This is a genomic window from Nocardia sp. NPDC057272 (assembly GCF_042668615.1).
Lineage (GTDB): Bacteria > Actinomycetota > Actinomycetes > Mycobacteriales > Mycobacteriaceae > Nocardia.
On the sequence record NZ_JBHUYK010000006.1, the window covers coordinates 72,151 to 98,466 of the forward strand.

Genomic DNA, 26,316 nt, shown 5'->3' on the forward strand with positions numbered 1-26,316 from the left:
TCTGATGTTGCTCAATGGCTGACGGCGGCGACGGCGAACATGGCGGCTACGCCGAACAGGGTGCACAGGAGGGTCAGGCGGGAGGGGTGGCCCGCGTGGGCCTCGGGGAGGATGTCGGCGGTGGCGAGGTAGAGCAGGAAGCCGGCGAAGTAGCCCATGTAGAGGCCGATCCAGTTTTCGGGGACGTGGATCAGGGTGCCCAGGATGGCGCCTATCACGGGCGCGATGGCGTCGAGGGCCAGCAGGGTGAGGGCGCGTTTGCGGGCGTTGCCGTAGACGGTGGGGATGGTGAAAGTGTTGAAACCGTCGGCGAAGTCGTGGCAGATGACAGCGATCGCCACGGACAGGCCGACCGCCGCGCCCGCCTGGTAGCCGAGGCCGATGCCGAAACCGTCCAGGGTGCTGTGGAAGATCAGGCCGCCCGCCGCGAGCAGGCCGACCGACTCGAGACCGTGCTTGTGCGTACCGAATTCCTGCTCGTGGCCGCGGTGGACGGCGACCGCGCGCTCGATCACGTGCAGGCTGAGGAAGCCGAGCACCGCGGCGATCAACACGTACGGGATGCCCCGGAACATGCCGTCGGACTGTTCCAGCGCCTCGGGGATCAGGTCGAACGCGACCACACCGAACATCACCCCGGCGGCCAGCCCGAGAACCAGGTGCTTGCGGTCGCCGATCCGCATGGCGACGAAACCGCCGAACAGCGTCGACAACATCGACACCAGGGACAACAGGATCGCCATGCGCTGCCTATTCGTCGGTGGATGCGGCTTCGGGCTCGGTCTTCTTGCGCTTCTTCTTTTTGGCCGGTGGCGCCTCGGCCTCCTCGGTGACTTCGTAGCGCCGCACGTAGGCACCCGCGAATCCTTGCAGCGTGGCGGTGACGGGGATGGCGAGCAGGGCGCCGGTCGGACCGAGTAGCGCGGCGCCCGCGATCACCGCCCCGAAGGCCACCGCCGGATGCATGTCCAGGGTGGTCGCGGTGATGCGCGGCTGCAGAACATAGTTCTCGAACTGCTGATAGGCGATGATGAACAACAGGATCCACAGCGCCGAGATCGGGTCGTGCACCAGCGCCACGAGTACCGGAAGCGCGCCGGCCATATAGGTGCCGACAGTCGGAATGAACTGGGAGACAACGCCGACCCACAACGCCAGGGCGAACGCCGACGGCACATCGAGCACCCGCAACGCGACGTAGTGCGCGATCGCCGAGCACAGGGCCAGCAGTGCGCGCGAATAGATGTAGCCGCCGGTCTTCTCGACCGCGATGTCCCAGGCCCGCAACACATGCTTCTGCTGTTTCGGCGGCAGCAGCGAACACACCCAGGTGCGGAAACGCGGTCCGTCGGCCGCGAAGTAGAACGTGAACAGCAGCACCCCGAGCAGCTGGAACAGCGCGCCGATCGCGACAGTGCCGATGCCCCAGACGTTTCCGGCCAGACCGACCAGATACTTCTCGATCGTGGAACTCCACTCCGAGGCGTACTTGGTCAGGTCGTCGCCCGAAATATCCTGATGGAAGGTCGAATTGACCCAGTCGACCAGATCCTGGACGTAGTCCGGGGCGTTCGTCACCAGCATGGTCACCTGGTTCACCAGCAGCGCGCCCAGCGTCCACACGAACGCGACGATCACCACCAGCACCACCAGGAACACCGCGCCGGTGCCCGCGCCGCGCCGAACACCGCGCGCGGCAAGCCAATTCACCGCGGGTTCGATCGCGAACGCCAGGAAGATCGACACCAGCAGCACCGTCAGCAAACCCTGCATCTTGCCGAGCACCCAGAACGCCGCGATCAACGCGGCAACCGCGAGCACCGCGTACAGCAGTGCCCGCGGCAGCCAGCGCGGCGGTGTACGCACCGACCAGAAGGCGGGCAGGGCGCTCATGTCGACGGACTGTGCGGCGGGTTCAGCGGATTCGTCCTGGGCAACCACGGATGTCACGCTACCCAGGACGTGCGCCGACAGCCTGTCGGCGCGCGCGCCTTACACGGTGGCCGTGTCGATCACGAACCGGTATTGCACATCGCTGGCGACCACGCGGTCGTACGCGGAGTCGATCTCGTCGGCGGAGATCAGTTCGATCTCCGCGCCGATGCCGTGCGAGGCACAGAAGTTCAGCATCTCCTGGGTCTGCGCGACGCCACCGATCATCGAACCGGCCAGCGACCGGCGGAAACCGGCGAGGTTGCGCCCGGTGACACTCATCGGGTGCTCCGGCAGGCCGAGGATCACGAGCGTGCCGTCGAGGGCGAGCAGGCGCAGGTAGCTGTCGATGGGCAGGTCGGCCGACACCGTGTTGATGATCAGGTCGAACTGGCCGCGCAGCTGACGGAAGGTTTCCTTGTCGCTGGTGGCGTAGTAGTGGTGCGCGCCCATGCGCAGGCCGTCGTCACGCTTGCGCAGCGACTGGCTGAGCACCGTCACCTCCGCGCCCAGCGCCGCGGCGATCTTCACGCCGACGTGCCCGAGCCCGCCCATCCCGATGATCGCGACCTTCTTACCCGGTCCCGCGTTCCAGTGCTTCAGCGGTGAGAACAGCGTGATGCCCGCGCACAGCAGCGGCGCGGCGACATCGAGTCCGATGCCCTCGGGAATCGAGACGACGAAGCTCTCGTCGACCACGATCTGCGTGGAGTAGCCGCCCATCGTGTAGCCGCCGGGCTGCGCGGACTCGGGCACCCTCGAGTTGTAGGTCCAGGTGGGGCCGTTGGTGCAGTACTGCTCCTCACCCGCCAGACACGGCACGCACTTGCCACACGAGTTCACCAGGCAGCCGACGCCGACCCGGTCACCCACCTGGTACTTGTGCACCGACGAGCCGACGGCGGCGACGATGCCCGCGATCTCGTGACCGGGCACGCACGGATACTGCGCGCCACCCCACTCGTCACGCGCGGTGTGGATATCGGAATGGCAGATACCGGCGTATTTGATATCGATCAGCACATCGTCGGGACCGACTTCGCGGCGTTCGATCGTGACCTTCTCGAAGGCCCCGTCGGGAGAGGGCTTGGCGTAGGCGGCAGCGGTGCTCATGGCTACATGCCTACAGCCGCATGCGTGTCTTTGCCAACCACCGCGTCCGTATCGAGACCGGCGGACGCCGAAAACGGGTCACAATGGATTGGTCGGCTCGCGAGAGAGGACATGTGCTGTGAAGCGTGTCGGACGAGTGCTGGTGACGATGATGGCGGCGCTGCTCGGGGTGTGCGCGTTCCTCGGGTATCGCGGGGAGATCGCCGTGGTCGAGCCGGAGTTCGTGGCGCAGGCACAGGCGCCCGTGCTGGTGCCGCTCGATCCCGCGCTGGTCGCCGGGCAGGTGGGAGCGGCGCTGGTCAATATCGATGTCGACGCGGCCGGTTTCGGGATCGGCGCGGCCGGGTCGGGGATCGTGCTCACCCCCGACGGGCAGATCCTCACCAGCCATCACGTGATCAAGGGCGCCGAGGCGCTGACTGTCACCGATATCGCCAACGGTCTCGTCTACGAGGCCACCGTCCTGGGCTACGACTCCGGCGCCGATATCGCGCTGCTGTCGCTGGGCGGGGCCACGGACCTGCCGACCGCGCGCCTGGGCACCTCGGCTGATCTGCGGATCAGCCAGGACGTGCTCGCGATCGGTGACGCGGGTGGCGACGGCGGCGAGCCGACCTCGGTCGCCGGTCCGATCACCGATCTGGACGCCACGATCGTCGCCATGAACTCCGCCGACCTCACCCGCAAGGCGTTGAACGGGATGGTGGAGATCGCCGCACCGGTGATGGGCGGGCAGTCCGGCGGCGCGCTGGCCGACGCGTCCGGTGCGGTGGTCGGGGTGATCACGGCGGCGTCGGGCGAGGATTCCCGAGCCCAGGGAAAACCGCCCAACGGCTACGCGGTCCCCATCGACACCGCCATGCGGATCGTGGCGCAGATCCGCTCGGGGACGCCCACCGACACCGTCCACATCGGCCCGACCGCCACCCTCGGCGTGCAGGTGATCGATGCCAGACCGGCAGGTGCCCAGGTGAGCTGGGCCTTCTACGGCCAGCCCGCTCGCGAAGCCGGGATCAACATCGGCGACGTGATCACCGCGGTCGACGGCACCTCGATCACCACCGCCAAGGCGCTGAGCGCGGCCATCAACACCCGCAAACCCGCTGACCCCATCCGGCTCGAGGTGACCTCCCCCAACGGCACCACCCGAATCGTCGACGTAGTACTGGCGTACGGAACACCCAACTGACCCGTGGCCGCTGAGAACGACGTCACTCGAGAGTGTGCAGAAGTTCGATGAGGGTGAGGCGGAGCTTTTCCATCTGGGGGCGGCTGTAGAGGGTGGTGTCGTATTCGAGCTGGAGGGTGAGGCGGCCCGCGATGGTGAAGGCGGTGAGTTTCGGGGGCATGGCGGGGCCCATGGCGTAGATGTCGTCGCGGACGAACGCGATGTGGTCGGGGATCGAATGGGGTCGGACGCGGCCGATGTTGGAGAGCGCGAAGGTCGGCGGCGCGGTGAGGAGGGCGGCGGTGACGTCGTCGTTCACGAGCTGGGTGGCGAGGGGGAAGAGCGCGGGTTCGCGACGGTCCAGGCCGGCGCGCAGGCCGGTGTCGACCGAACGAGCGAGTTCGAGCTGAGTGGTCTCGCCGGTCGCCAGGACCAGCGTGCCCCCGCCCGAGGCGTAGTTGACGATCGTGTCGACGGGCACCGGCGGGTCGAATTCCGCGCGGACGTCGGCCGCGTAGCCGCAGAACAGCGGCACGCTGCCCGATTCGGGGAACCGGGTTCGGACGGCCGCCAGCACCGTACCGGTGAGCACGCTGTTCACCGAGAGACCGTGGGAGCGCGCCGCCGCCACCAGTTCGGCGGTCTCCTCGGCGGTCAGTTCGATGCGCTGCATCGCGAATCGGCCGAGCCGATCGGTGTCGGTACCGTCACGGGGCAGTGTTCGAGGCGCGTCCTCGGGGCTCATCATCGCCGCGCCCGCCCTGACCTCGGCCAGCCACGCCTGCGCCGCCTCGACCGAAACCACCTCGGCCAACCGGGTATCCATGGCCTCGGGCATCGACTGATCCGATTCCGCTTCCGGCACAGCCTTATCCGTCACGTGCGCCGTGTAGTGCCGCCACAGCTGGCCGAGCAACGCGAATCCTGATCTGCCATCGGAGATTCCGTGATGGATGGCCAACACGATCTGCTGACGCAGGCCCGCCCGCAGCAGGTACGCGCGAAACAGTCCGTCGCTCCAGTCCCGCGGCCCGTTGACCAGCGCCAGATATTCGGCCTCCCCACCTTCGACGAGGTCCAGCCGAGGCCGGAACGCGTCGTCGCGGACGAAATAGCCCGCACCGTCCTCGGTCACCACCCGGCTGCGCAGCAGCGGATGCGCCGCGGCGAGCTCGTCGAGCACCGTCCGCAGGATCGCGGGGTCGAGCTCGCCGTGCACGGTGGTGCCGAGGAACAGCGGCATCCCGCCGGTGGGGACGCTGCCGATGGTCGTGCCGATGCCGAAGTAGCTGGATTCGAACGGGGAGATACGTCGCCGAGAGGTCATGGTCGAAACATACATCTGTTTCATACACTTGTCACTGACGCTTGTTTGAAACCGATGTCACAAACAGATGTATGCGCGACTTGCTATCGTGCGCGAGTGGGAACGCGAGAAGATCTCCTGGAAGCCGCCAAGCAATGCCTGGCCGAACGCGGCTACGCCCGCACCACCGTGCGCGACATCGTCGCCGCCTCCGGCACGAACCTCGCGGCCATCAACTACCACTTCGGCACCCGCGACAAGCTGCTCCAACAGGCGATGCTGGAATCCAGCGCGAGCGCGGTGACGCAGATCCTCGACGCGCTGCCCGCCGACGACCCGACCGATCCCACCGCCCGCCTCGAAGCGTTCTGGCACAGCCTGATCACCTCGTTCGTCGAGAACGCGCCGCTGTGGCACGCCAACGCCGAATGCCTGAACCAGGCACTGCACTCGCCCGAGCTGCGCGCCGAACTCGCCGACGCGCAGGGACGTGCCCGCCGCGGCCTGACCGAGGCCTTCGGCGACGGCGACAGCAATGTCGGCGCGATCCTGCAGACGATGATCGGCGGCCTGCTCTTGCAATGGCTGATCGACCCGGACAACGCCCCCTCCGCGGCCGAGCTCACCGCGGGCGCCCGGGCCATGATCCGCGCCTGACGCGCTCCACCACCGAACCGGCACGCGGCGATCTCACCCGGTCCGGGCGATGTGCGCCGATCGCGCATCGGGCGGATGCTGGTGTCGCGCAGTCCGACGACGGTCGCGCGACGTGGACGCCAGGACGAGGAGCGCACATGCCGGATCAGAACGTCCCCGACTGGACCGCACAGGCCTATCTGTACGGATTCCCCCTGGTCTTCAACCTCGATTCGATCGAGCGAATGCTCCGCGAGGGCATCGGCGATATTCCCGCGACACCGTTCAACGACTTCTCCCATGCCCGCACCCTCGCCGGCGCCACGGCGACCTTCGTCTCGGTCAACAACGACACGGTGTACTCGATCGCCCTGATCGACCCCTCACCATCACCATCAGCCACGCCGAACCCACCGACCCCAAGGCCCGCGCCAACTGGCTCCCCGCCCCCGAAGGCGACTTCCGCCCCTGCATGCGCATGTACGAGCCCCAGCCACCAGTCCTTGACCAGACCTACCTCCTCCCCCCGATCACCAGAACCTGAGCCCGGCACACGAATTCCGATCACGCCGCGCCCGTTCGAGTACCGCGCCCAGACAAAAAAGGCGCACCGGAATCCGGTGCGCCCTTTTGTTTGTTCGCTTACTCCTCGGTCGCGGCGGCCGCCTGCGCGGCCAATGCGCGGCGGCGGACCCGGCGCGCCGCGGCCACCATGTTGCGCAACGACGGCTCCAGCTGCCAGTAGTGGCGGGTCTTGAGGCCGCCGTCGGGGTTGGCCCACAACCGTTGCGGGGTCACGGCATTCGCGGCCTGGGTGAGCAGTTCGTCGAACTCGTCGATATCGGGGATGCGGGCCGAGCGGCTCTCGTACACGCCGGGGCCGACACCGTGGGTGAGGCCGTGGCCGGAGGACAGGTCCTCGGTGAGCGCCTCGATGACCCATTCGATCGAGCGGGTCGCCACGATCGCGGTGACGTCGGCGTCGAGCTGGTCGATCGCGTCGACCACCTCGGTGCGGCCGGAATAGCCGATGTGCGTGTGGATCTGGGTGTCGGGGCGCACGCCGGAGGTGGCCAGCTTGAACGCGCCGACCGCCCAGCGCAGGTACTCCTCACGGCCGTGCGGGCGGGCGGGGAGCAGCTCACGGATGGCGGGTTCGTCGACCTGGATGATCGCGATCCCGGCCTTCTCCAGGTCGACCACTTCGTCGCGGATGGCGAGCGCCACCTGGTCGGCCGTCTCGTAGAGCGGCTGATCCTGGCGGACGAACGAACGTGCCAGCATCGTGACCGGCCCGGTCACCATGCCCTTCACCGGCTTGTCGGTCAGCGACTGCGCGTAGGTGGTCCACTCCACCGACATCGGTGCGGGCCGTGCCACATCGCCGTAGACGATCGGCGGTCGCACACAGCGCGAGCCGTACACCTGCACCCAGCCGAAGCGGGTGGTGGCGAAACCGTCGAGCTGCTCGGCGAAGAACTGGATCATGTCGTTGCGTTCGTGCTCACCATGCACGAACACGTCGAGGCCGATGTCTTCCTGGAGCCGGATCGTGGCCTCGATCTCGGCCTCGACCTGCTTGCGGTAGTCGTCCTCGGACAGCCGGCCCGAGGCCACCTCGTGGCGGGCCTGGCGCAGCTTGCCGCTCTGCGGGAACGAACCGAGCGTGGTGGCGGGCACCAGCGGCAGGTTCAGCCGCTCCTGCTGCGCGGCCGCGCGCACGTCGTAGGGCGCGCGTTCGCGCATCTCGGGCGTCACCGCGTACACCCGCTGGCGCACCGCGTGCTTCTGCTTGAAGTGCACCTCGGTGGGCCGCTTGCGCCAGTTCTCCGACGGGCCCTCGGTGAGCGCCTTGGCGAGTGAGACGACCTCGCCCACCTTCTGTTTCGCGAAGGCGAGCCGGTCGGCGACGTTGCCTTCGATGTCGTACTCGGCGAGCACGTCGTAGGGCACGTGCAGCAGCGTGGTGCCGGTCGACACCACCAGATCCGGGCACACCTCGGCGATCGCGTTGAGGTAGCTCAGCGTGACGAAACGGTCGGCCCGCCACACGTTCTGGCCACTGATGACACCCGCGTAGATCCGCTTGCGCCTGATCCCCGGGATCGCCGCCAGTTCCTCCGGCTGCATCCGGTAGGAGGCCAGGTCCAGTCCGATGGCCTCGACATTGCTCGCGGCCAGAATCCGCAGCGCCTCACCGAAGTCGCCGTACTGCCCGGTGACCAGGATGCGCGGACGCAGCGGCGCCTTCGCCAGCTGGTTGTAGGCCTTTTCGAACGCGGCGAGCTCGGCGGGAGTGCGCTCGCCGGTGAAGCAGGGCTCGTCGAGCTGCACGCAGGTCGACCCGCGCTTGGCGAGGATCTCGAACAGCTCTTCGTAGAACGGCAGCAGCTGATCGAGCAGGCTCAACGTGTCGAACTCGGCCTCGCCCGGCACATGCCCGGCCTTCGACAGCAGCAGCAAGGACACCGGTCCGAGGACCACCGGGCGCAGCTCGATCCCGCGTTCGGCCGCCCGGTCCCACTCGTCGAGCAGAGCCTCGGGATGCAGCGAGAACGTGGTGTCGGCGTCGAGTTCGGGCTGACGGTAGTGGTAGTTGGTGCCGAAGAAACGCACCAGCTCGAGCGGCGGGGTGTCCGGGTTGCCGCGCGCCATCAGGAAGTAGAAGTCGAGCGGGTCGAGCCCGTCGGCGAACTCCTTGAATCGCGAGGGCACCGCACCGAACAACAGCGCGTTGTCGAGGATGTGATCGTAGAAGGAGAAGGTGTTGCCCGGCACCTGCGTGAGTCCGGTCGCGGCCAGTTCGTTGAACTGACGCTCCTGGATATCGCGACCTACCTGGCGCAGTTCCTCGCGCTCCATCGATCCGCGCCAGTACGACTCGAGCGCACGCTTGAGCTCTCGGTGCGGACCGATCCTCGGGTATCCGAGAACGCTCGACCCGAATCCATCGGTGACGTTGACCATGACCGCCGATACTCCCTTTCGATCACACGCTGCGCTCGACATAGCTCCGGATGCGCGAGCGCGTCCGGCAACAGCAGCTTAGGCCGCGAGAGCGACCCTTCGCCGTTTCCCCTGCAAACACCCCGGAAAAGGCCGAAGGCCACCGGCATCGCGTCTCAGCTGATGTCGGTGGCCTCCGGCGAGCAAACTTCTACTTGCCGTACTGGTAGAACCCGGCTCCGGTCTTCTTACCGAGCAGCCCTGCTTCGACCATGCGCATCAGCAGCGGCGGGGCGGAGTACAGCGGCTCCTTGAATTCCGAGTACATCGAGTCCGCGATGGACTTCACGGTGTCGAGGCCGACGAGGTCGGTCAGCGCCAGCGGGCCCATCGGGTGGGCACAGCCGAGCACCATCGCCTTGTCGACGTCGTCCTTGGTGGCGAAGCCCGACTCGACCATCCGGATGGCCGAGAGCAGGTACGGCACCAGCAGCGCGTTGACGACGAAACCGGAGCGGTCCGCCGAGCGCACGATCTGCTTGCCCAGGATCTCGGCGGCGAACTGCTCGGCGCGCTTGGCGACCGGCTCGCTGGTCTTGAGCGTGGTGACCAGCTCGACCAGCGGCAGCACCGGCACCGGGTTGAAGAAGTGCAGACCGACCACGCGCTCGGGGTTCGCGGTGGCGACGGCGATCTTCATGATCGGGATCGAGGAGGTGTTGGAGGCGAGCACGGCGTTGGGGTCGGTGACGACCTTGTCCAGCTCGCTGAAGATGGCCGTCTTGACCTCTTCGTTCTCGACAACGGCCTCGACCACCAGCTGTCGGTCGGCGAAGTCGCTGAGATCGGAGGTGAAGCGCAGCCGCCAGGCCGCCTGCTCCCGCTCCCGCTCGGTGATCTTGCCGCTGCTCACGCCACGGTCCAGCGAACGCAGGATCCGGGCGCGGCCCGCGGCGGCGAGTTCACGGGTCGTCTCGTAGACGAGGACGTCGACGTGCGCGCGTGCGCACACCTCCGCGATGCCGGCGCCCATCTGTCCGGCGCCGATGATGCCAACGCGCTGAATCTTCTCGCTGCTGCTCACGTCCCGCTCCTGCTGTGTGTCTGGCTGTGGGGTGGCTGGGGAGGTCATAGCGACCAAAGTATAGGGATGCCCTCCCACGCCAGGGCTGTATGGCGTGGGAGGGCGTACACCCCTACCGGAGTAGAGGAAAGGTGTTGCCGGTCAAAGCAACCCCGAGGGGGATCAGTGGAACTGACCCTCTTCGGTGGAGCCCTTCAGGGCGGCGGTCGACGTGTTGGGGTCGACGGTGGTGGCGATGGTGTCGAAGTAGCCGGCACCGACCTCACGCTGGTGCTTGATGGCGGTGAAGCCACGCTCGGCAGCGGCCTTGAACTCGCGCTCCTGCAGGTCGACGAACGCGGTCATGCCCTCGCGAGCGTAGCCGTGCGCCAGGTCGAACATGCCGTAGTTGAGCGAGTGGAAGCCCGCCAGGGTGATGAACTGGAACTTGAAGCCCATCGCGCCGAGCTCACGCTGGAACTTCGCGATGGTCGCGTCGTCCAGGTGCGCCTTCCAGTTGAACGAAGGCGAGCAGTTGTAGGCCAGCAGCTGGTCCGGGAACTCGCTGCGAACCGACTCGGCGAACTTGCGCGCGACCTCGAGGTCCGGGATACCGGTCTCCATCCAGATGAGGTCGGCGAAGGGGGCGTAGGCCTTGGCACGCGCGATGCAGGGCTCGATGCCGTTCTTCACACCGAAGAAGCCCTCGGCGGTACGGGTGCCGTCCAGGAACTCACGGTCGCGCTCGTCCACATCGGAGGTGATGAGGGTGGCGGCCTCGGCGTCGGTGCGGGCGATGATCACCGAAGGCACGTCGGCGACGTCGGCGGCCAGACGCGCGGAGGTCAGGGTGCGGATGTGCTGCTGGGTGGGGATCAGCACCTTGCCACCGAGGTGGCCGCACTTCTTCTCCGAAGCCAGCTGGTCTTCCCAGTGCACACCGGCGGCGCCGGCCACGATCATGGCCTTCTGCAGCTCGTAGGCGTTCAGGGCGCCACCGAAGCCGGCCTCGGCGTCGGCCACGATCGGGGCCAGCCAGTTCTTGACCGACTCGTCACCCTCGACCTTGGAGATCTCGTCGGCACGCGACAGGGCGTTGTTGATGCGACGCACGACCGCGGGAACCGAGTTCGCCGGGTACAGCGACTGGTCCGGGTAGGTGTGGCCGGACAGGTTGGCGTCACCGGCGACCTGCCAGCCGGACAGGTAGATGGCCTTCAGGCCGGCGCGAACCTGCTGCACGGCCTGGTTGCCGGTGAGGGCGCCCAGCGAGTTGATGTAGTCCTCGTTGTTCACGAGGTCCCACAGGATCTCCGAACCGCGACGGGCGAGGGTGTGCTCCTCGACGACGTTGCCCTGCAGCTTGGAAACCTGCTCGGCGGAGTAGGTGCGGGTCAGGCCCTTCCAACGCGGGTTGGTGTCCCAATCCTGCTGGATTTCCGCTGCGGTCTTCGGGGTGCCGGGGAGAGACATCTCTTGACTCCACTTCCTCGTGTGGTCGGTGCTCCACGCAGTCGGCGTGCGAATCAACCGGTGGCTGAACGCTTTCGGTTGCACATCTCGTACTGCTGGAGCAATTTGCAGGCTTGCTAGGACTTACTAGGGCCCAAGGGGTGTACTTCCAAACAATGGCACACCCAGAAATGGCCGTCTACCTGTTGGTTGTGTGAATCTCAGCTAGTTTTGCCGACGCGTTTGCTAACTTTGCGAAATTAGCGGGCTGATTGCAAGGACTCCGCCTACCAGCGAGTAGCGCTGACCTGGAGTTTTAGCATAACGCTTGTACTGTTAGCGATCATCAGGTGGGCGCACGCCGACACTCCCGAGCCTGGCAGTCTGTGAGTCGTTTCACACACCACGCCGGACACGAATGATGTGCGTGTCGTCACTCGATTCGGTCACGCCGCGGGTATCGATCCGCATCGCCCCGGAAGTGGACACTCATCCACCGAGGCGAAAGAGTGGGCCCATGAGGATTCCGAGGATCACGGCGGCAACGCTGACCGTGTTGGCGGCGGCGCTGAGCCTGGCGCCGGTGGCGAGCGCGCAACCGACCGAGGCGGCAGGCACCGTCGTCGGCGTCGAGTCACTGTCCCCCGCGGCCACCCTGCCCGGATCGGCCCGCGCCGAACGCCTGCTCTACCGCTCGACCACCGCGGGCGACCAGCCGACCACCACCAGCGCGGCCGTGTACGTCCCCGCGGGCGAAGCGCCGCAGGGCGGCTGGCCGGTGATCGCGTGGGCGCACGGCACCGTCGGACTCGGCGACGACTGCGCCTACAGCGTGGCCGGGCCCGCCGCGGTCGAGCGGGACTGGGCCTACCTCGGTACCTGGTTGCAGCAGGGCTACGCGATCGTGGCCGCCGACTACGCGGGCCTCGGCGGACCCGGCGAACATCCCTACCTGAACGGCATCGCCGAAGCGCACAACGTGGTCGACGGGGTCAAGGCCGCGACCGAGCAGTACGCGTCGCTGTCGAACAAGTGGGCCGTGGTCGGCCAGTCCCAGGGCGGCGGCGCCGCGGTGTTCACCGCTCGCTACGCCACCGAATTCGGCGGCCCCGACCTGGACTACCGCGGCGCGGTCGGCACCGGCGTGCCCGCTTACATCGAGGACGTCATCGGGCTCATCGGCCCCGGCGTGCCCCCGATCGCCCTGAGCTCGCACCTCACCGCGTACGTCCTGTACATCCTCAGCGGCCTGCGCACCACCTACCCCGACCTGAACATCGACGGCCTGCTCACCGAGACCGGCCGTTCCTGGCTCGCCCGCGCCCAAACCGGCTGCATCGGCCCACTGGGCGACGAGCTGGCCGCCGCGAAGCCCTCGGTCGGCAGCATGTTCGCCCGCCCACTGTCGTCGATCCCCGACGTCCACGGCCTGCTCACGCGCTACATGGGCCTGCCCGAATCCGGCTTCGACCGCCCGCTCTTCCTGGGCCAGGGCCTGCGGGACACCGACGTGGTCACCCCCGAAACCCTCCGCTACGCCGCGGTCCTCCAGGCCAACGGCCAGCCCGTCACCTTCCACACCTATCCCACCGACCACGACGGCACCGTCAACGCCTCCCTGGTCGATTCCCTCCCCTTCGTCAGCGCGTTGTTCGCCTGACCACGAGCACGACAACGGCCCCGCGCTACGCCGAGTAGCTTGGGGCCGTTGCGGTTTCGATACGTAGAGTCGCCGGAGTGAGAATTATTCGATCCGCCGCCCTGGCCGCTTTCGTGCTGCTGCTCGCACCGGCTTTCGCGCACGCCGACCCGCCGCCGATCTTCACCCCCGAAGAGCAGTGCGAGACCACGCGCGCCCTGGTCGACAATGTCCGCGCCGCGAAACCGGATGCGACGCCGGAGGAGATCGCGGACGCGTTCGTCAGCTACATGGACTCCATGGGCGCCTACAACCGCGTTCCGCAGGCCAAGGAATCCGATCGCCAGATCACGCTGAGCAATATCGAACGCTGCGGTTTGGCCTAGGCGCCGACGTCGACCCCCGTGCGGGGGTCGACGTTTCGCGTCAGTTGCCCAGGAGTCGGACGGCCGCCGGATGCACTTTGCGCCAGTGTTCGGCGATGTCGATGCGGCGGGTTATCCACACCCGATCGTGGGATTGGACGTGGTCGAGGAACCGTTCCAGTGCCGCGGTGCGGGCGGGACGGCCCGCGATCCGGCAGTGCAGGCCCACGGAAAGCATTTTCGGGGTGTCCTCGGCCCCTTCGCGGTAGAGGACGTCGAAGGCGTCGCGCAGGTGGGCGTAGAACTCCTCGCCGTTGGCGAAGCCCGCCGCGGAGGCGAAGCGCATGTCGTTGGTGTCGAGGGTGTAGGGAACCACCAGGTGGTTCTGGCCGCGCACCTCGGTCCAGTAGGGCAGATCGTCGGCGTAGGAGTCGGAGTCGTAGACGAAACCGCCGTGTTCGACGACCAATTCGCGGGTGTTCGGGGAGTCACGGCCGGTGTACCAGCCGAGTGGAGCGGAGCCGGTGAGCTCGGTGAGGATGCGGATCGCCTCGGCCATATCGGCACGTTCGATATCGCGATCGATCAGCTGGTAGGACTTCCATTGCAAGCCGTGGCAGGCGATTTCGTGGCCCAGTTCGGAAAAGGCCGCCACCGCTTCGGGATTGCGCTGCATGGCGCGCGCCACCGCGAAGACGGTGAGCGGCAGGTCACGCCGCTCGAAGGCGCGCAGCACCCGCCACAACCCGGCGCGCGAACCGTATTCGTAGAGCGATTCCATGCTCATGTGCCGGTTCGGGAAGGCATCGGCGGGCGTCATCTCGGACAGGAAGGTCTCCGAATGCGGCGAACCGTCGAGGACGTTGTTCTCGCCGCCCTCTTCATAATTCAGCACGAACTGCACGGCGATCTGCGCGTCGTCGGGCCATTGCGGGTCGGGCGGATTCGGCCCGTACCCGACGAAATCACGACTCATGCGGAGAGCTCCCCGTAGAGGCGCAGCCGCGCGAGCCCGCCGTCGGGATAGATGTCGAGGCGCACCTCCACGACGGAGGCGGCCGCGGGCCGTAGCACGAACCGGTGGCGGGTATCGGGCAGCAGGTCGGTGCGCGGCAAGAGCTCGACTTCGGTTCCGTCACTGGTGAATCCGGTGAGCGATGCCGCGCCGGGGCTGTTGCCGAGGAAGCAGGAGGTGTCGATCTCGGCCAGCCGGATCGCCCCTGGTCCGGCGAGTTGGATTCGTACCCAGTCGTTTCCGTCGTCGCGGCGGCGCGCCGTCTCCCAACCGTCGCCCATTTCCCTGGCCAGGCCGGGGTAGAGCAGCTGGTTGGGCGAGCTGTAGAACCGGTTGGAGCAGTCGAGCACGAGGGCGCCGTTCTCCAGCGCGGCGAGATCGAGTGGGCCGAGGCCGAGCAGCGCGGGATCGGGGCGGCCTTCGCCGTGCACGCGCAGGCGGGCGACGCCGCCGTCCGGATGCATGGTGAGTTTCACATGGGTCCAGCGGTTCTCGTCGTCGATGGCGAACGGATTGCGGCTGTCACCACCGACCTTCACGCGGTCGAGCAGGGTCACCCAGTCGGTGCGGGCGGCGATTTCCTCGGCAGGCGGGTAGCCCTCGATCGCCAGCGCCGACAGCGATACCTCGGGCGGGAAGTTGCCCTTGAACCAGGCCGTGTCGACCACGACGCCACGGATCACACCGGGCACGCCGAGGCGAACGACGGCCGAATCGTCACCGGGCTTGCCGCGGTGCCTGCGGGTCTCCCAGCCGTCATAGACCTGGCCCTTGTGGCCGAATGTCGCCGGCTGGTACTCCGACGGACCCGGGCTGACCAGGTTCTCCTTCTCCGCGAAGAATTCGTCGTTCGCCCAGATCACGGAACCGCCCAGGGTGCGGACGGCCAGATCAGGGAGCAGGGTGAAATCGTCGCTGCCGGTGAATCGGCTCACGGGTGCCTCCTGGGGTCGGGTGCCATATTACTGGTATACCGCTATTTGTAGCGGTTTCGTCACGTCGCGCGCACCCGTCGAGCGACGAGATCGAGCAGAACCTCGCCGGTCAGGCCCGGCGCGTCGGCGAGCAGTTCGGCCTCGGTGAACGCACCGGCACGCAGGCCGCGCAGCACCGTGCTCGCCAGGGCTTCGGCGGTCGCGGGCTCGTCCATGACACCCCCGCCACGCCGGTCCAGGTAGGCGATCAGGCGCGGCACCGCCACCTCGCACGCGGCGCGGAAGAAGTCGTAGGTGGCGAGCCAACGGGTGACCAGGTGACCGGGGTGCATGTCCCAGCCCTGATAGTAGCCGCGGCGCAGGGCCCGATCGACCAGGCGGTGGTGGTTGGCCAAGGCGGCTTCGGGATCGGCGTCGGGGACGATCTGGGTGGAGCCGTCGCAGATCCACACCCCCGTCTGCGCGGCGGCGACCTGCATCACCGACTTGGCGTAGTCGGCGGCGGGATGGTCGAGGGCCTGATCGGTGGCCGCGATGCCGCAGGCGGCGGTGTAGTCGTAGGTACCGAAATGCAGTGCGCTACAGCGTCCGTCGGCCAGGTGGATCATCTTGACGATGGGCGCGGTGCCATCGGGGGCGATGATCGCCTGCGGGCTCTCGATCTGGAGCTCGAAACGCAGCGACCGTTCGGGCAGGCCGTGGCCGCGCTCGAGTCCGGTGCACAGGTCGACGATCGCCGACACCTGTTCCGCGGCGCGGATCTTGGGCACCGTGAACACGAATCCGGGCAGTGCGCCACCCGCCCCGTCGAGGACGAGTTCGAGAGTGCGCAATGCGCGCCGGCGTTCGTTCGACGCCAGACCTTTCGTCCGAACACCGAACGAGACCGGCGCGCCGGGCTTGTCGGCCCACGCCGCCAGCGCCTCGCCCGCCGCCTTCGCCGCCGCGTCCTCTTCGTCATCGGCCCGGAATCCGTAACCGTCTTCGAAGTCGATGCGCATGTCCTGCACCGGCCGGTCCGTGAGTTGACGGCGCACGGCCGGGAGCGAACCGGTGACATCGAGACCGACGAGGAAGTCGGCGTGGCGATGCAGCAGCTCCAAGGCGGTGGCGCCCCACTCGGTCGGCGTCTGCGCGGTGGCGCGGTCGGCCGGCACGTAGGCGGTGTGCACGGGCTGGACCCGGTCACCGGCTCCTGGGTAGCGCACGCGCAGTTCGGCGTCGACGGAGTCGAGCACCGAGTCGATGCGGGCTCGAATATGTTCGGGCAGGCGAGTATTCACCCGGCGGTTCCTTCCTTGACGGCCCGCCACACACGATCGGCGGTCATCGGTAGTCGGTAAGGGCGGACACCGACGGCGTCGCGGATCGCGTTCGCCAGGGCGGGTGCCACCGGGTTGTAGGGGGACTCACTCATCGATTTGGCACCCAGCGGGCCCAGTTCGTCACTGGTTTCGGCGAAATACACCTCGGTGCGGGGCAGATCGGCGAACTGCGGAATGTGATAGTGGCGCAGCGTCCGGGTGGTCACCACGCCGGCCTCGGATCGCATGTCCTCGTAGAGCGCGGTCCCGATCGCCTGGGCGACGCCGCCTTCCACCTGCCCACGCAGCTGCACCGGGTTCACCACCGTGCCCGCGTCGGCGACCTGGACCGACTGCAATATCCGTACCGCACCGGTCGAGGGCCGGACCGCCACCCGGAACGCGTGGACATTGAAGCTCACCGAGCGCGGGGTGCCCGCGTGGGTGCCGTGGGCGACGAGCTCGCCGTCGGCGAGCAGTCGCGCCGCGGTGATCAGTTCGTCGCCGCAGCGCACGCCGCCCGCTTCGAGCAGACAGTCGCGTTCGGGGTGACCGCTCACCTTCGCCGCCCTGGCCAGCAGCATCGCGTGCAGTTCGAGCGCCGCCGCGTAGGAGGCTTTGCCCGCGACCATGGTGCCGGTGGAGCCGAACGCGCCGGTGTCGTGGCCGACCACGTCGGTGTCGGACTGGCGGATCACGATTCGCTCGGCGGTGCTGGCCAGTGCCGTCGCCGCGAGCTGGGCATGAACGGTTGTGGTGCCGTTGCCGAATTCCGCGGTGCCGACACCGATTTCGTAGCGGCCGTCGGGCAGCAGGGTCGCCGTGGCATCGGCATGATGTCCGCGCGGGGGCACGGTCGCGATCATCGCCACCGCCATGCCCTCCCCCACCTGCCAATCCGGTCCGGGCGCGGCGACACCGTTGCCGCGAAGGAGCGCCCGCTGGGCGGTGTCGAGGCACTGGTCGAGGCCGTAACTGCCGAAAGTCAGGTCGGACTCGTCGACTTCGGCGGCGGTGAACCGGTCGCCCGGGATCACCACATTGCGGCAGCGGAATTCGAAGGGGTCGACGCCGAGTGCGCGGGCCAGTTCGTCGATCGCCGATTCGACGCCGAAGATCACCTGGCCGAGTCCGTAGCCTCGGAACGCGCCGGAGGGAACGTTGTTGGTGTACACCGCTTGTGCGTCGACCCGCTTGTTCGGGCAGCGGTAGACGGCTACCGATTCGCCGACGGAATGGAACATCACGCCCGCGCTGTGGTTGCCGTAGGCGCCCGCGTCGGCGAGGACGTCCACCGAGAGCGCGGTCAGGATGCCCGCCGCGTCGGCGGCCGCGGTGACCGCGACCCGCATCGGATGACGGCACGTGGCCGAGGTGAACTCGTCGGTGCGGGTGAACTCGTACTGCACGGGATGCCCGGTGCGGAGCACGGCCAAGGCGATCAGGTCCTCGGCCAGCATTTCCTGCTTCGCCCCGAAGCCGCCGCCGACGCGAGTCGCGAACACCCGCACGCGGTCTCGATCCAGCCCGAACAGGTGGCACAGTTCGTCGCGTACCAGGAACGGCACCTGGGTGCTCGAGCGAACGACGAGCCTGCCCGCGTCGTCGAGCCAGCCGATCCCACCATGGGTCTCCAGGTGCACGTGCTGCACGCGCGGCGAATTCCACACGCCGCTGACCACTTTCGCGGCCTGTGCGATACCGGCCTCGACATCGCCGACACCACCGTGGATCTCGGCGATCAGATTGCGTCGCGCATCGGCGATCCGTGCCGAGTCCGGCTTGTCGGCATGCAGTAGCGGCGCACCATCGGCCATCGCTGCCTCGGGCTCGAATACCGCGGGCAGTACCTCGTATTCCACGTGCAGCGCTCGCACCCCCGCACGTGCGGCGTCCAGGGTCTCCCCCACCACCGCGGCTACCCGCTGCCCCGCGAACCGGACCGTGCTGTCGAGCACGAAGGTGTCGTCCGGATCGTCCTCGCGCAGCTCGTGACGAGCCGTGGAGAACGCGGTCCGCGGTCCATCCACATGTGTCAACACCGTGTGCACACCCGGCACCGCCCGCGCCGCGGCCACGTCGATGGAGACGATCCGCGCATGCGCGTGCGGACTGGCCAGCACAGCCAGATGCCACGGAGCCACCGGCGGCATCTGCTCCCCGGCCCCCGGCACCACGTCCATCGTGAACGCCTCCCCACCCTGGACGATCCGCGCTCCCGCCGGCGCCCCCACCCCGTCCCCGATCTGCCCCGGCCGATACTTTCGCCGCATCACCCCACCGACCCGCGCCGCCACGACCGACACGGCAGAGGCCCCGACGTCCGGCCCCTGCGCCGCCGATACCGTGGTGACCTCGTCGGCCGACCGGCCGCCTGTCACGTAGGACTCGACACCGGGTCCCTCCGCGACGACCGACCCCGTCAGGTCGTCACCGGGGCGCGCGCCACCTGATCTGGCCGCCCTCGCCGTGTCATCGAACGGTCGCTGCTTCGCGCGTTCGGCCGGGCCCTCGGTCACCGACTCCCCATCGGCCGATTCATCCACATTCGGGTCCGTGTCAGCGCCCGTGGTGGTTGTTGTCGAGAGGTCGTCGATAATCAGCCTGCCACCGCTTGCCGCGTCTGCGTCGATCACGTCGTAATCCGCATCGCCACGCGACTGCCCCGCGCGGGGCGCCTCGGAAGTTGTGCACAGTGATGCACAGGGTGTGGCCAGCGCATCGGCGATGGCTCGGTAACCCGTGCAGCGGCATAGGTTTCCCTTCAGCAGTTCGGCGTGTTCCGCGTCGGTGGTTGCCTGCACAGCCGAGTTGTCCACAGCTGTGCCGGGACGAGCGGCGGCCAGACCCGATGCCGTGACCACCATTCCGGCGGTGCAGAAACCACATTGGAACCCGGCGTGCTCGACGAAGCTGCGCTGCACCGGGTTCGGTCCGTCCGCGTCGCCGAGTCCGGCGGCGGTCGTCACCGCGCGGTCGGCGGCGCGGTGTGCCGGGGTCAGGCAGGAGTGGACGGGCTCGCCGTCGAGCAGCACCGAGCAGGCGCCGCAGTCGCCGGAATCACAGCCCTTCTTGACCGCGAGCTCGCCGTGTTCGCGGAGCAGCGTGCGCAGGCACTGGCCGGGCCGCGCGGTCACTTCGACCGCGCGGCCGTCGATATCGAGCCTCATGAACCACCTCCGTGTTCCGTGGTCAGCACGATGCGGCCGCGCAGGCCGCCTCGGGCCAGTCGGGTGTGCGCATCGGCGGCTTGCTCGAGCGGCAGGGTGGCGGCCACGCGCAAGGCGAGGTCGTAGCCGGCGAGCGTGGCGAGGGCCGCGCCGTCGGCACTGATCCAGGCGTGGTGGACGCGAATGCCGCGCAACGGAGTCGGGTCGGCGCCACCGACGACGGTGACGAACGACCCCCGGTTGCGCACTGCGGCAAGAGCTCTGGCGCTCAGGCCCGCCGTGTCCAGGACGGCATCCACACCACCGGGCACCAGCGCACGGACCGCCTCGGCCAGGTCTGGCGTCTCACGCGGCACTACCCACTTCGCACCGAGCCCGCGCACGAAGCCGGCGTCCTCGGGGCCGACCTGCGCGATCACCCTGAGCCCACGCCACCGCGCGGCGATCTCGACCGCGAAACCGCCGACCGCGCCTGCCGCGCCGGTCACCAGCACACTGTCGCCTTCGTCGAGATCGAGCAGATCGAGCGCCTGAAAGGCGGTGAGCCCGTTCAGCGGGAGCGTCGCGGCCTCCGCCGCCGAGCGGCCGACGGGAGCCGCTGCCACCGCCGACGCGTCGAGCACGAGGTAGTCCGCGTAGCTGCCCAGCGACCGGTCGAGCAGATCACGAAGGCCGATCACGGGCTGCCCCACCGCGAAACCGGGCACCCCGGCGCCGACCTCGTCGATCTCGCCCGCCACGTCCCAGCCGATCCCGGTCACCGGTCGCGGCGCCATCAGACCGGCGTCGACCAGCGCACCCGCCCTGGTCACCGCGTCGACCGGGTTCACCGCGGCCGCCGACACCCGGATCCGCACCTGACCTGGCCCCGTCGCGGGCACCGGCACCTCGACGAGTTCGAGTGCTTCCGGTCCGCCGAAGGTATGGACGACAACTGCGCGCATGATGATCTCTCTCTTCCGTAGGTACTGACCGAACCTAGGGAGAGCTACTCTCTATCGGGAAGTACGCACTGCGAAGTGCGTACCGCACGCGAAGGAGAGCGATGAGTACGCGGACCGCCGCCGAGCGCCGCGCCGAGGCGGGCGCGGCCTACAACGCCTACGTGGCCGAATGCCCGGCGCGCCAGCTGCTGGACCGGATCGGCGACAAGTGGGTGAGTCTGGCGATCAACGCGCTGGCCGACGGTTCGCTGCGCTACAGCGAACTGAACCAGCGGCTGGCGGGGGTGAGCCAGAAGATGCTCACCCAGACCCTGCGCAATCTCGAACGCGACGGCCTGGTCACCCGCACCGTGCTGCCCGAGGTGCCGGTCCGCGTCGAGTACCGGCTGACTCCGCTCGGCGAGGACCTGCTGCCGGTGATGCGCACCATCAAGGGCTGGGCCGAGCAGCACATGGATCGGGTGCTCGCCGCCCGCGCCGCCTACGACGCCACGCGCTGAACTCACGACACCTCCCGGAGTTCGGCGGCCACCTCTGCGGCGAGCAACCCGGTCACGTGCTCACGCCAGTCCGGCGCACCGTGTGGATCGTCGAACCACACGTCGGGATCGATGTCGGCCAGCGCATCGTTCAGCTCGGATGGCGAAGGGACGGAATCGAAGTCGAGAACGATCGGGCGAACGGTCGCCGCGGTGACGGTGATCGCGCACCGGCCGTCGGCCGCACGCCTGCCCATCACCACCGACCCGGAACGCCCGAGCGGAGCCAAGGCCACCTTGCGAAAGCTGGTGCGCGCCAGCAGGCTCGCGGTGGGAACGACGAACGAGCGCACGACCGCACCCGCTCCCAGCAGGTTCTCCCCCGGCCCGGTGACGAAGTCGCGCAGAGGGATTCGTCGCTCGCCACCGCCGCGCGGCCAGATCACCGCGGTCGCATCCAAGGCGACGAGAGCGCCGAGCACCGCGCCGGCGGGCAGTGACAGACATACGTTCCCGCCGACCGTCGCTGTGCGCCAGATCTTGTGCGAGGCCAGCAGCGCCCGGCAGGACTGCGCGAACAGCGCCGTACCCGGCCACTCCGGTCGCATGGTCGAGGTGCCGAGTTCCCGGCCGGGACGGGCACCGGCGAACTCCGCCAGTGTGCAGGTCGCGGCGATCTCCAGCCCCGGTGCTGACTCGGTCAGCGGCGCCCAGCCGAGGGTGGTGATGTCGACGAGCGTGTCGAGGTGATCGTGCGGTTCGGAGAACAGGAAAGTACCGCCCGCCAGTACCGCGCTGCCCGCCCCGATCTGCGCCAGATCGGCGCGTTCGCGGGCGAGAACAATCTCGGAAACAGTGTCCAGATCCACGTTCACCTCGCTAACCTCACCGGCCACAGTAGGGGCCGGGAGTTGCCACGATGTTGCACGAAACCCGCGCCAGATTGCGCCGCGGTTAACCCGGTGTACGCCATCCAGTGTGCGCCGATCCGGGCAAAACCGCAGATCAGCACGCCGACGCGCGCGGCATCAACGCACGCCCCGGCCGGGCCGCATCACGCACCGGCGAGCAGCGTCGCCTGGGCCCGGGCCACGTCGGCCCCCACCGCCGCCTCGTCCACCGTCAGTACGACATCGTCGCGGACAACCTCGCGCCCGTTCACCAGCAACGCGGCCAGCGGCGGCGCCGAGCCGAGGATCAGCGCGACGACCGGGTCCTCGATACCGGCGTGCGCGGGGGTATCCAGCCGCCACAGCGCCAGATCCGCCAGCTTGCCCGGCTCGATGGACCCGATCTCGTCCGCCCGCCCGAGTACCCGCGCACCGCCCATGGTCGCCAGCTCCAGCGCCGTGCGCACTGTCATCGCCCGCGGACCGCCGACCGCCCGCGCGTACAGCAGCGCGTTGCGCGGTTCCTCGATCATCGAACTGGACTCGTTGCTGGCCGCACCGTCGACCCCGAGGCCGACGGGCACACCGGCCGCCACCAGGTCGGCGGTCCGTGCGATCCCCGCACCCAACCGGCCGTTGGAGGTCGGGCAGTGCGCGATCCCGGTCCCGGTGCGAGCCATCGCCGCGATCGCCGGATCGTCGAGGTGCACGGCGTGGGCGTACCACACGTCGTCGCCGAGCCAGCCCAGCCGCTCCATGTACTCGGCGGGTGTGCACCCGAACTTCTCCTGGCAGAAGTCCTGCTCGTCGAGGGTTTCGGCGAGGTGCGTGTGCAGCCGGACGCCCGCGGAACGGGCCAGCGCCGCGGACTCGCGCATGAGATCAGCGGTCACCGAGAACGGCGAGCAGGGGGCCAGCGCTATCCGCACCATCGCGTCGAAGGACGGGTCGTGCCAGTCCTCGATGGCCGCCGCACTCGCGGCGAGGATGTCGTCGATCGACTCCACCACGGTGTCGGGCGGCAGCCCGCCCTTGCTCTGGCCGAGGTCCATCGACCCGCGCGCCGGGTGGAAGCGCAGCCCCACCTCGCCCGCCGCGCCGATCTCGGCGGCGAGCAGGTCACCGCCGCCGCGCGGGAACACGTAGTGGTGATCCGACGACGTCGTGCACCCGCTGCGCGCCAGCGAGACCAGCGCGCCCGTGGCCGCCGTCCGCACCGACTTCTCGTCGATCCGCGCCCACACCGGATACAGCGTGGTCAGCCACTCGAACAGCGTGTTGTCGGCGGCCAGCCCACGGGTGATCCATTGGTACAGGTGGTGGTGGGTGTTGACCAGACCGGGCGTGAGCACGCAGCCACGCCCGTCGATCCGCGCGACCTCCGGGCCGAACTCGGGCGGCACACCCGCGACCACAGCGTCGATCTTGTTGCCGCGCACGGTGACCCACCCGTCGCGATACTCGGTTCCCGCCGCGTCGACGGTCACCACCGCACAGCCGTGGATCAGCAGATCGGGTGCGCTCACGGCTGCCACGCGATCCCCGCATCGGGCGCGTCCGCACGCGCCAGGGTGGCGTGGATCGAGCCGTACGGCCGGTCGGCCGCCCAGAAGACCTCACCCTTGTTCTCGATCTCGAACCGCGCGAGGTCGTAGTCGAAGTGGTGCTTGTTCGGCGCCGACAACCGGATCTCGGCTAGCACCGGAAAGCGTTCCAGCGCGGCTGTTCCCATCGCGTACAGCGTCTGCTGCAACGCCTTGGAGTACGTGGTGGCGAACAGCTCGAGCAGCGTGGCGCGGATCCCGGCGTACACCTCGTCCCAGTCGAATCCGCTGGTCTCGGCGAACCGCCACTGGACCACCAGCGAACTGGCGAGCACGCGATCGTGGGTCGGCGCGAGCGTCGTGTACTCGTCGGTGAGGAAGTCGGCGAATTCCGATCCGGTCGACTTGAGCAGCACCAGGTCCTTGATCCCGCCGATCACCCACCGCTGCTGCTCGGCGCCCTTGCCCGCCACGGTCACCGCGGCCGTCCGCACCTCGGGGCCCTGGCGCACCCAGGTGTGATCGTGTTCGGCACCGTCGACCGAAACCCGCTGCCAGCCATAGGAGTCCACGTCGATACGCGCGCTCGACACCGGATCGACCGAGTCGGCGAAATGCTTCCCCAGCGCGATCGCGTAGTCCTCGATGGTGTCGAGACCGGGCTTCTTCGAATACACGAAGGCCATGTGCTTCTGGGTGTCGGTGGGCAGGACGTGACGCTGGTCACCATCGGTGTACGCCGCCTCGAAATCACCGCGCAGGGTGGTCGAGACGTTCACGTCGCGAATCTCGTGGCGCGCGTTCTCTTTGTAGAAACGCACAACCCGATTCTCGGCCTTGCCATATCGATTGTCGGTCAACACGATCGGACCGGACAGTGCCATCTCAGCTCCCTCGGTAGGTGGAAAAGGCGAACGGCGACAGCAGCAGCGGCACATGCAGATGCGGCTGCTCACCCACCGTGAACGCGACGCAGACTTCCGGATAGAAGGTCTCGGTGCCCTGCGCCGCGAAGTAGCTGCCGGTATCGAAGAACAGCCGGTAGTCACCCGGATTGAGTCCGGCCGCCAGCTCCTTCACCCGGCCGTCGGCGTCGGTGAGCGCCTCGGTGAGCCGCTGCTCCCCGCGCATCAGCAACACCGCGACACCCGCGGCGGGGACCCCGCGCACGGCGTCGAGCACGTGGGTACTCACGCTCGTCATGCCGCCACCAGCCCCGCCAGGCGCAGCCGGTTGATCTTCGTCAGTTCTGTTCGCATGACCTGCCTTTCAGTAGACGGATCGTTGTCCAACCGCGCGCGCAAGATCGCCAGCAACTCCTCGCCGCTGCGACCTGCCGCGCAGACCAGGTAGATATGGCCGAACTTCGCCTCGTAGGCGCGATTGCCCTCTGCCAGGGCTACGCGCACGTCCTCGCCCGCCACCCCGGACTGCTCGCGCGCGGAGGCCGCCGAGGTCGGGCGATCGCCGATCCGCGGGTGACCGGCCAGCGCCTCGTCGATCTCGGCGTCGTCGAGTGCGGCCGTTCCCGCATCGGCCGCCGCCAACAGCGCTTCGGTGGTGGCATAGGGACGCGCGGCCGCGATCGCCCGCGCCCAGCGTGGCGCCGAGCAACAGGCAAGCAGTGCTTCTTCGGCAGTCTTCGCAGGTAGATCGTTGAAACCCGCGAGGCTCAGCCCTTCGCTCGTCATCGATCCAGCATCGCGCGATCCCCGGCCCGCCGCCACCGATGTGCAGTCCATCACGTCGGCGTGTCGTCGTCGGTGCGCTCCCCTGCTGTAATCGACCGGCAACATTGCGTCATTACCTTCGCTCACATGCCTCCACTCGACCGTTCCGCGCACGCCTCGTGCACGGGCATCGTCCTCGCGGCGGGTGCGGGCACGCGGTACGGCAAACCCAAGGCACTCGCCGAGAACGGCGCCTGGTTGCGTTCGGCGATCACCGCCCTGCGCGACGGCGGCTGCGATCCGGTGGTCGTCCTGCTCGGCGCGACCGGACCCGATCCGGCCGCCCTCGGACTGCCCGGCGGCACCCGATGCCGGTGGGTCGCCGACTGGGCGACCGGACTCTCCGCGACGGTGCGCGAGGGCCTGCGCGCCGCCACCGAAACGAACACCCGTTACGTGGCGTTTCTGCCCGTCGATATCCCCGATATCGGGGGCGATGTGGTCGCCAGAGTGCTCGCCGCGGCACGCGCGAGCAAGAGCGGACTTGCCCGTGCTGTGTTTCACAACACACCTGGACACCCCGTTGTGATCGAGAACAAGCACTGGGAAGCCATTTCCGAAGTAGCCGCAGGCGATATCGGGGCCGGTTCCTATTTGGGCGGTCGACAGGATATGGTGTGCGTCACGTGCGACGACTTGGCGACAGGGACCGATCGCGATTTCCCGGAAGTCGGCGCACGGTGAT

At 68.3% G+C, this 26,316-nt stretch carries 24 protein-coding genes; 7 read left to right on the plus strand and 17 right to left on the minus strand.

From position 1 onward, the window contains the following. Positions 1-11: 11 nt before the first annotated feature. Genes ACFULV_RS11400 through ACFULV_RS11410 form a run of 3 tightly spaced genes read right to left on the minus strand, consistent with a single transcriptional unit; the run spans position 12 to position 3,045 of the window. Complete coding sequence (locus tag ACFULV_RS11400) at positions 12-743, minus strand: ZIP family metal transporter (RefSeq protein WP_378655589.1); 732 nt, start codon at positions 741-743, stop codon at positions 12-14. Positions 744-750: 7 nt separating this feature from the next. Beyond that, a complete protein-coding gene (locus ACFULV_RS11405; RefSeq protein ID WP_378634022.1) occupies positions 751-1,941 on the minus strand; it encodes an AI-2E family transporter in 1,191 nt (396 codons plus the stop codon). A gap of 51 nt (positions 1,942-1,992) precedes the next feature. Next, on the minus strand, positions 1,993-3,045 hold the full coding sequence (locus ACFULV_RS11410; RefSeq protein ID WP_378634019.1) for an NAD(P)-dependent alcohol dehydrogenase: 1,053 nt from the start codon (positions 3,043-3,045) through the stop codon (positions 1,993-1,995). A 118-nt stretch (positions 3,046-3,163) separates the two neighbouring features. On the opposite strand from ACFULV_RS11410, the gene ACFULV_RS11415 reads away from it, so the two are divergent. Then, positions 3,164-4,234 (plus strand): S1C family serine protease, encoded by a 1,071-nt coding sequence (locus ACFULV_RS11415; protein WP_378634016.1) that lies wholly within the window; start codon positions 3,164-3,166, stop codon positions 4,232-4,234. Positions 4,235-4,256: 22 nt separating this feature from the next. On the opposite strand, the gene ACFULV_RS11420 is transcribed toward ACFULV_RS11415, so the two are convergent. Further along, entirely contained in the window at positions 4,257-5,540 is a 1,284-nt protein-coding gene (locus tag ACFULV_RS11420) for a hypothetical protein (RefSeq protein ID WP_378655592.1), read from the minus strand. 96 nt (positions 5,541-5,636) lie between these two features. Here ACFULV_RS11420 and ACFULV_RS11425 point away from each other — a divergent pair, with 96 nt between their 5' ends. Both ACFULV_RS11425 and ACFULV_RS11430 read left to right on the plus strand, forming a co-directional pair. Beyond that, positions 5,637-6,176: a TetR/AcrR family transcriptional regulator gene (locus ACFULV_RS11425; protein ID WP_378634010.1), complete on the plus strand. Its 540-nt coding sequence runs from the start codon at positions 5,637-5,639 to the stop codon at positions 6,174-6,176. 49 nt (positions 6,177-6,225) lie between these two features. Further along, the gene (locus tag ACFULV_RS11430) at positions 6,226-6,699 is read left to right on the plus strand and encodes a DUF1214 domain-containing protein (protein ID WP_378655595.1); all 474 of its coding nucleotides are present in this window, start codon (positions 6,226-6,228) and stop codon (positions 6,697-6,699) included. 98 nt (positions 6,700-6,797) lie between these two features. Here the strand turns inward: ACFULV_RS11430 and metE are convergent, their stop codons facing one another. From metE to aceA, 3 genes are all read right to left on the minus strand, one after another. After that, on the minus strand, positions 6,798-9,122 hold the full coding sequence (gene metE, locus ACFULV_RS11435) for a 5-methyltetrahydropteroyltriglutamate--homocysteine S-methyltransferase (RefSeq protein ID WP_378655598.1): 2,325 nt from the start codon (positions 9,120-9,122) through the stop codon (positions 6,798-6,800). A 190-nt stretch (positions 9,123-9,312) separates the two neighbouring features. After that, positions 9,313-10,185: a 3-hydroxybutyryl-CoA dehydrogenase gene (locus ACFULV_RS11440; RefSeq protein ID WP_266293923.1), complete on the minus strand. Its 873-nt coding sequence runs from the start codon at positions 10,183-10,185 to the stop codon at positions 9,313-9,315. Between the two features lie 162 nt (positions 10,186-10,347). Then, complete coding sequence (gene aceA / locus ACFULV_RS11445; RefSeq protein WP_067450000.1) at positions 10,348-11,637, minus strand: isocitrate lyase; 1,290 nt, start codon at positions 11,635-11,637, stop codon at positions 10,348-10,350. 496 nt (positions 11,638-12,133) lie between these two features. Here aceA and ACFULV_RS11450 point away from each other — a divergent pair, with 496 nt between their 5' ends. After that, positions 12,134-13,276, plus strand: coding sequence for an alpha/beta hydrolase family protein (locus ACFULV_RS11450; RefSeq protein ID WP_378655601.1), 1,143 nt, complete (start codon positions 12,134-12,136; stop codon positions 13,274-13,276). Positions 13,277-13,353: 77 nt separating this feature from the next. Beyond that, positions 13,354-13,641, plus strand: a complete 288-nt coding sequence (locus ACFULV_RS11455) for a hypothetical protein (protein ID WP_378655604.1) — start codon at positions 13,354-13,356, stop codon at positions 13,639-13,641. Positions 13,642-13,681: 40 nt separating this feature from the next. Here ACFULV_RS11455 and puuE read toward each other — a convergent pair whose 3' ends face one another. The 5 genes from puuE to ACFULV_RS11480 are packed head-to-tail and all read right to left on the minus strand — an operon-like array spanning position 13,682 to position 20,988. Further along, positions 13,682-14,596, minus strand: coding sequence for an allantoinase PuuE (gene puuE, locus ACFULV_RS11460; RefSeq protein WP_378655607.1), 915 nt, complete (start codon positions 14,594-14,596; stop codon positions 13,682-13,684). After that, positions 14,593-15,570: an allantoicase gene (alc, locus tag ACFULV_RS11465; RefSeq protein WP_378655609.1), complete on the minus strand. Its 978-nt coding sequence runs from the start codon at positions 15,568-15,570 to the stop codon at positions 14,593-14,595. Before alc ends, puuE begins: the two co-directional genes overlap by 4 nt. A gap of 59 nt (positions 15,571-15,629) precedes the next feature. Next, positions 15,630-16,853, minus strand: coding sequence for a DUF6986 family protein (locus ACFULV_RS11470; RefSeq protein ID WP_378655612.1), 1,224 nt, complete (start codon positions 16,851-16,853; stop codon positions 15,630-15,632). Beyond that, positions 16,850-20,044 (minus strand): molybdopterin-dependent oxidoreductase, encoded by a 3,195-nt coding sequence (locus tag ACFULV_RS11475; RefSeq protein WP_378655614.1) that lies wholly within the window; start codon positions 20,042-20,044, stop codon positions 16,850-16,852. Before ACFULV_RS11475 ends, ACFULV_RS11470 begins: the two co-directional genes overlap by 4 nt. Beyond that, entirely contained in the window at positions 20,041-20,988 is a 948-nt protein-coding gene (locus tag ACFULV_RS11480) for an NADP-dependent oxidoreductase (protein ID WP_378655617.1), read from the minus strand. Before ACFULV_RS11480 ends, ACFULV_RS11475 begins: the two co-directional genes overlap by 4 nt. Before the next feature lie 101 nt (positions 20,989-21,089). Here ACFULV_RS11480 and ACFULV_RS11485 point away from each other — a divergent pair, with 101 nt between their 5' ends. Beyond that, the gene (locus tag ACFULV_RS11485) at positions 21,090-21,488 is read left to right on the plus strand and encodes a winged helix-turn-helix transcriptional regulator (RefSeq protein ID WP_378633974.1); all 399 of its coding nucleotides are present in this window, start codon (positions 21,090-21,092) and stop codon (positions 21,486-21,488) included. A 2-nt stretch (positions 21,489-21,490) separates the two neighbouring features. On the opposite strand, the gene ACFULV_RS11490 is transcribed toward ACFULV_RS11485, so the two are convergent. The 5 genes from ACFULV_RS11490 to uraD all read right to left on the minus strand — a co-directional run bounded on the left by ACFULV_RS11490 (position 21,491) and on the right by uraD (position 25,592). Beyond that, on the minus strand, positions 21,491-22,336 hold the full coding sequence (locus tag ACFULV_RS11490; protein ID WP_378655959.1) for an FAD binding domain-containing protein: 846 nt from the start codon (positions 22,334-22,336) through the stop codon (positions 21,491-21,493). Positions 22,337-22,521: 185 nt separating this feature from the next. Beyond that, positions 22,522-23,892, minus strand: a complete 1,371-nt coding sequence (locus ACFULV_RS11495) for an 8-oxoguanine deaminase (RefSeq protein ID WP_378655620.1) — start codon at positions 23,890-23,892, stop codon at positions 22,522-22,524. Beyond that, entirely contained in the window at positions 23,880-24,785 is a 906-nt protein-coding gene (pucL, locus tag ACFULV_RS11500; RefSeq protein ID WP_378633968.1) for a factor-independent urate hydroxylase, read from the minus strand. The genes ACFULV_RS11495 and pucL overlap by 13 nt, the downstream gene beginning before the upstream one ends. Position 24,786: 1 nt before the next feature. After that, positions 24,787-25,104, minus strand: coding sequence for a hydroxyisourate hydrolase (uraH, locus tag ACFULV_RS11505; RefSeq protein ID WP_378633965.1), 318 nt, complete (start codon positions 25,102-25,104; stop codon positions 24,787-24,789). Next, positions 25,101-25,592, minus strand: coding sequence for a 2-oxo-4-hydroxy-4-carboxy-5-ureidoimidazoline decarboxylase (uraD, locus tag ACFULV_RS11510; RefSeq protein ID WP_378655623.1), 492 nt, complete (start codon positions 25,590-25,592; stop codon positions 25,101-25,103). Before uraD ends, uraH begins: the two co-directional genes overlap by 4 nt. A 126-nt stretch (positions 25,593-25,718) precedes the next feature. Here uraD and ACFULV_RS11515 point away from each other — a divergent pair, with 126 nt between their 5' ends. Then, positions 25,719-26,315 (plus strand): NTP transferase domain-containing protein, encoded by a 597-nt coding sequence (locus ACFULV_RS11515; protein ID WP_378655626.1) that lies wholly within the window; start codon positions 25,719-25,721, stop codon positions 26,313-26,315. Position 26,316: the final 1 nt, after the last annotated feature.

What these genes read in the sequence shown, in the direction of transcription:
- ACFULV_RS11485 (WP_378633974.1), top strand. Translation starts at nt 21,090, where the DNA reads ATGAGTACGCGGACCGCCGCCGAGCGCCGCGCCGAGGCGGGCGCGGCC.
- ACFULV_RS11430 (WP_378655595.1), top strand. Translation starts at nt 6,226, where the DNA reads ATGTGCGCCGATCGCGCATCGGGCGGATGCTGGTGTCGCGCAGTCCGA.
- ACFULV_RS11400 (WP_378655589.1), bottom strand. Translation starts at nt 743, where the DNA reads ATGGCGATCCTGTTGTCCCTGGTGTCGATGTTGTCGACGCTGTTCGGC.
- metE (WP_378655598.1), bottom strand. Translation starts at nt 9,122, where the DNA reads ATGGTCAACGTCACCGATGGATTCGGGTCGAGCGTTCTCGGATACCCG.
- aceA (WP_067450000.1), bottom strand. Translation starts at nt 11,637, where the DNA reads ATGTCTCTCCCCGGCACCCCGAAGACCGCAGCGGAAATCCAGCAGGAT.
- puuE (WP_378655607.1), bottom strand. Translation starts at nt 14,596, where the DNA reads ATGAGTCGTGATTTCGTCGGGTACGGGCCGAATCCGCCCGACCCGCAA.
- ACFULV_RS11450 (WP_378655601.1), top strand. Translation starts at nt 12,134, where the DNA reads ATGAGGATTCCGAGGATCACGGCGGCAACGCTGACCGTGTTGGCGGCG.
- uraH (WP_378633965.1), bottom strand. Translation starts at nt 25,104, where the DNA reads ATGACGAGCGTGAGTACCCACGTGCTCGACGCCGTGCGCGGGGTCCCC.
- ACFULV_RS11410 (WP_378634019.1), bottom strand. Translation starts at nt 3,045, where the DNA reads ATGAGCACCGCTGCCGCCTACGCCAAGCCCTCTCCCGACGGGGCCTTC.
- uraD (WP_378655623.1), bottom strand. Translation starts at nt 25,592, where the DNA reads ATGACGAGCGAAGGGCTGAGCCTCGCGGGTTTCAACGATCTACCTGCG.
- ACFULV_RS11475 (WP_378655614.1), bottom strand. Translation starts at nt 20,044, where the DNA reads ATGAGGCTCGATATCGACGGCCGCGCGGTCGAAGTGACCGCGCGGCCC.
- ACFULV_RS11515 (WP_378655626.1), top strand. Translation starts at nt 25,719, where the DNA reads ATGCCTCCACTCGACCGTTCCGCGCACGCCTCGTGCACGGGCATCGTC.
- ACFULV_RS11420 (WP_378655592.1), bottom strand. Translation starts at nt 5,540, where the DNA reads ATGACCTCTCGGCGACGTATCTCCCCGTTCGAATCCAGCTACTTCGGC.
- ACFULV_RS11480 (WP_378655617.1), bottom strand. Translation starts at nt 20,988, where the DNA reads ATGCGCGCAGTTGTCGTCCATACCTTCGGCGGACCGGAAGCACTCGAA.
- pucL (WP_378633968.1), bottom strand. Translation starts at nt 24,785, where the DNA reads ATGGCACTGTCCGGTCCGATCGTGTTGACCGACAATCGATATGGCAAG.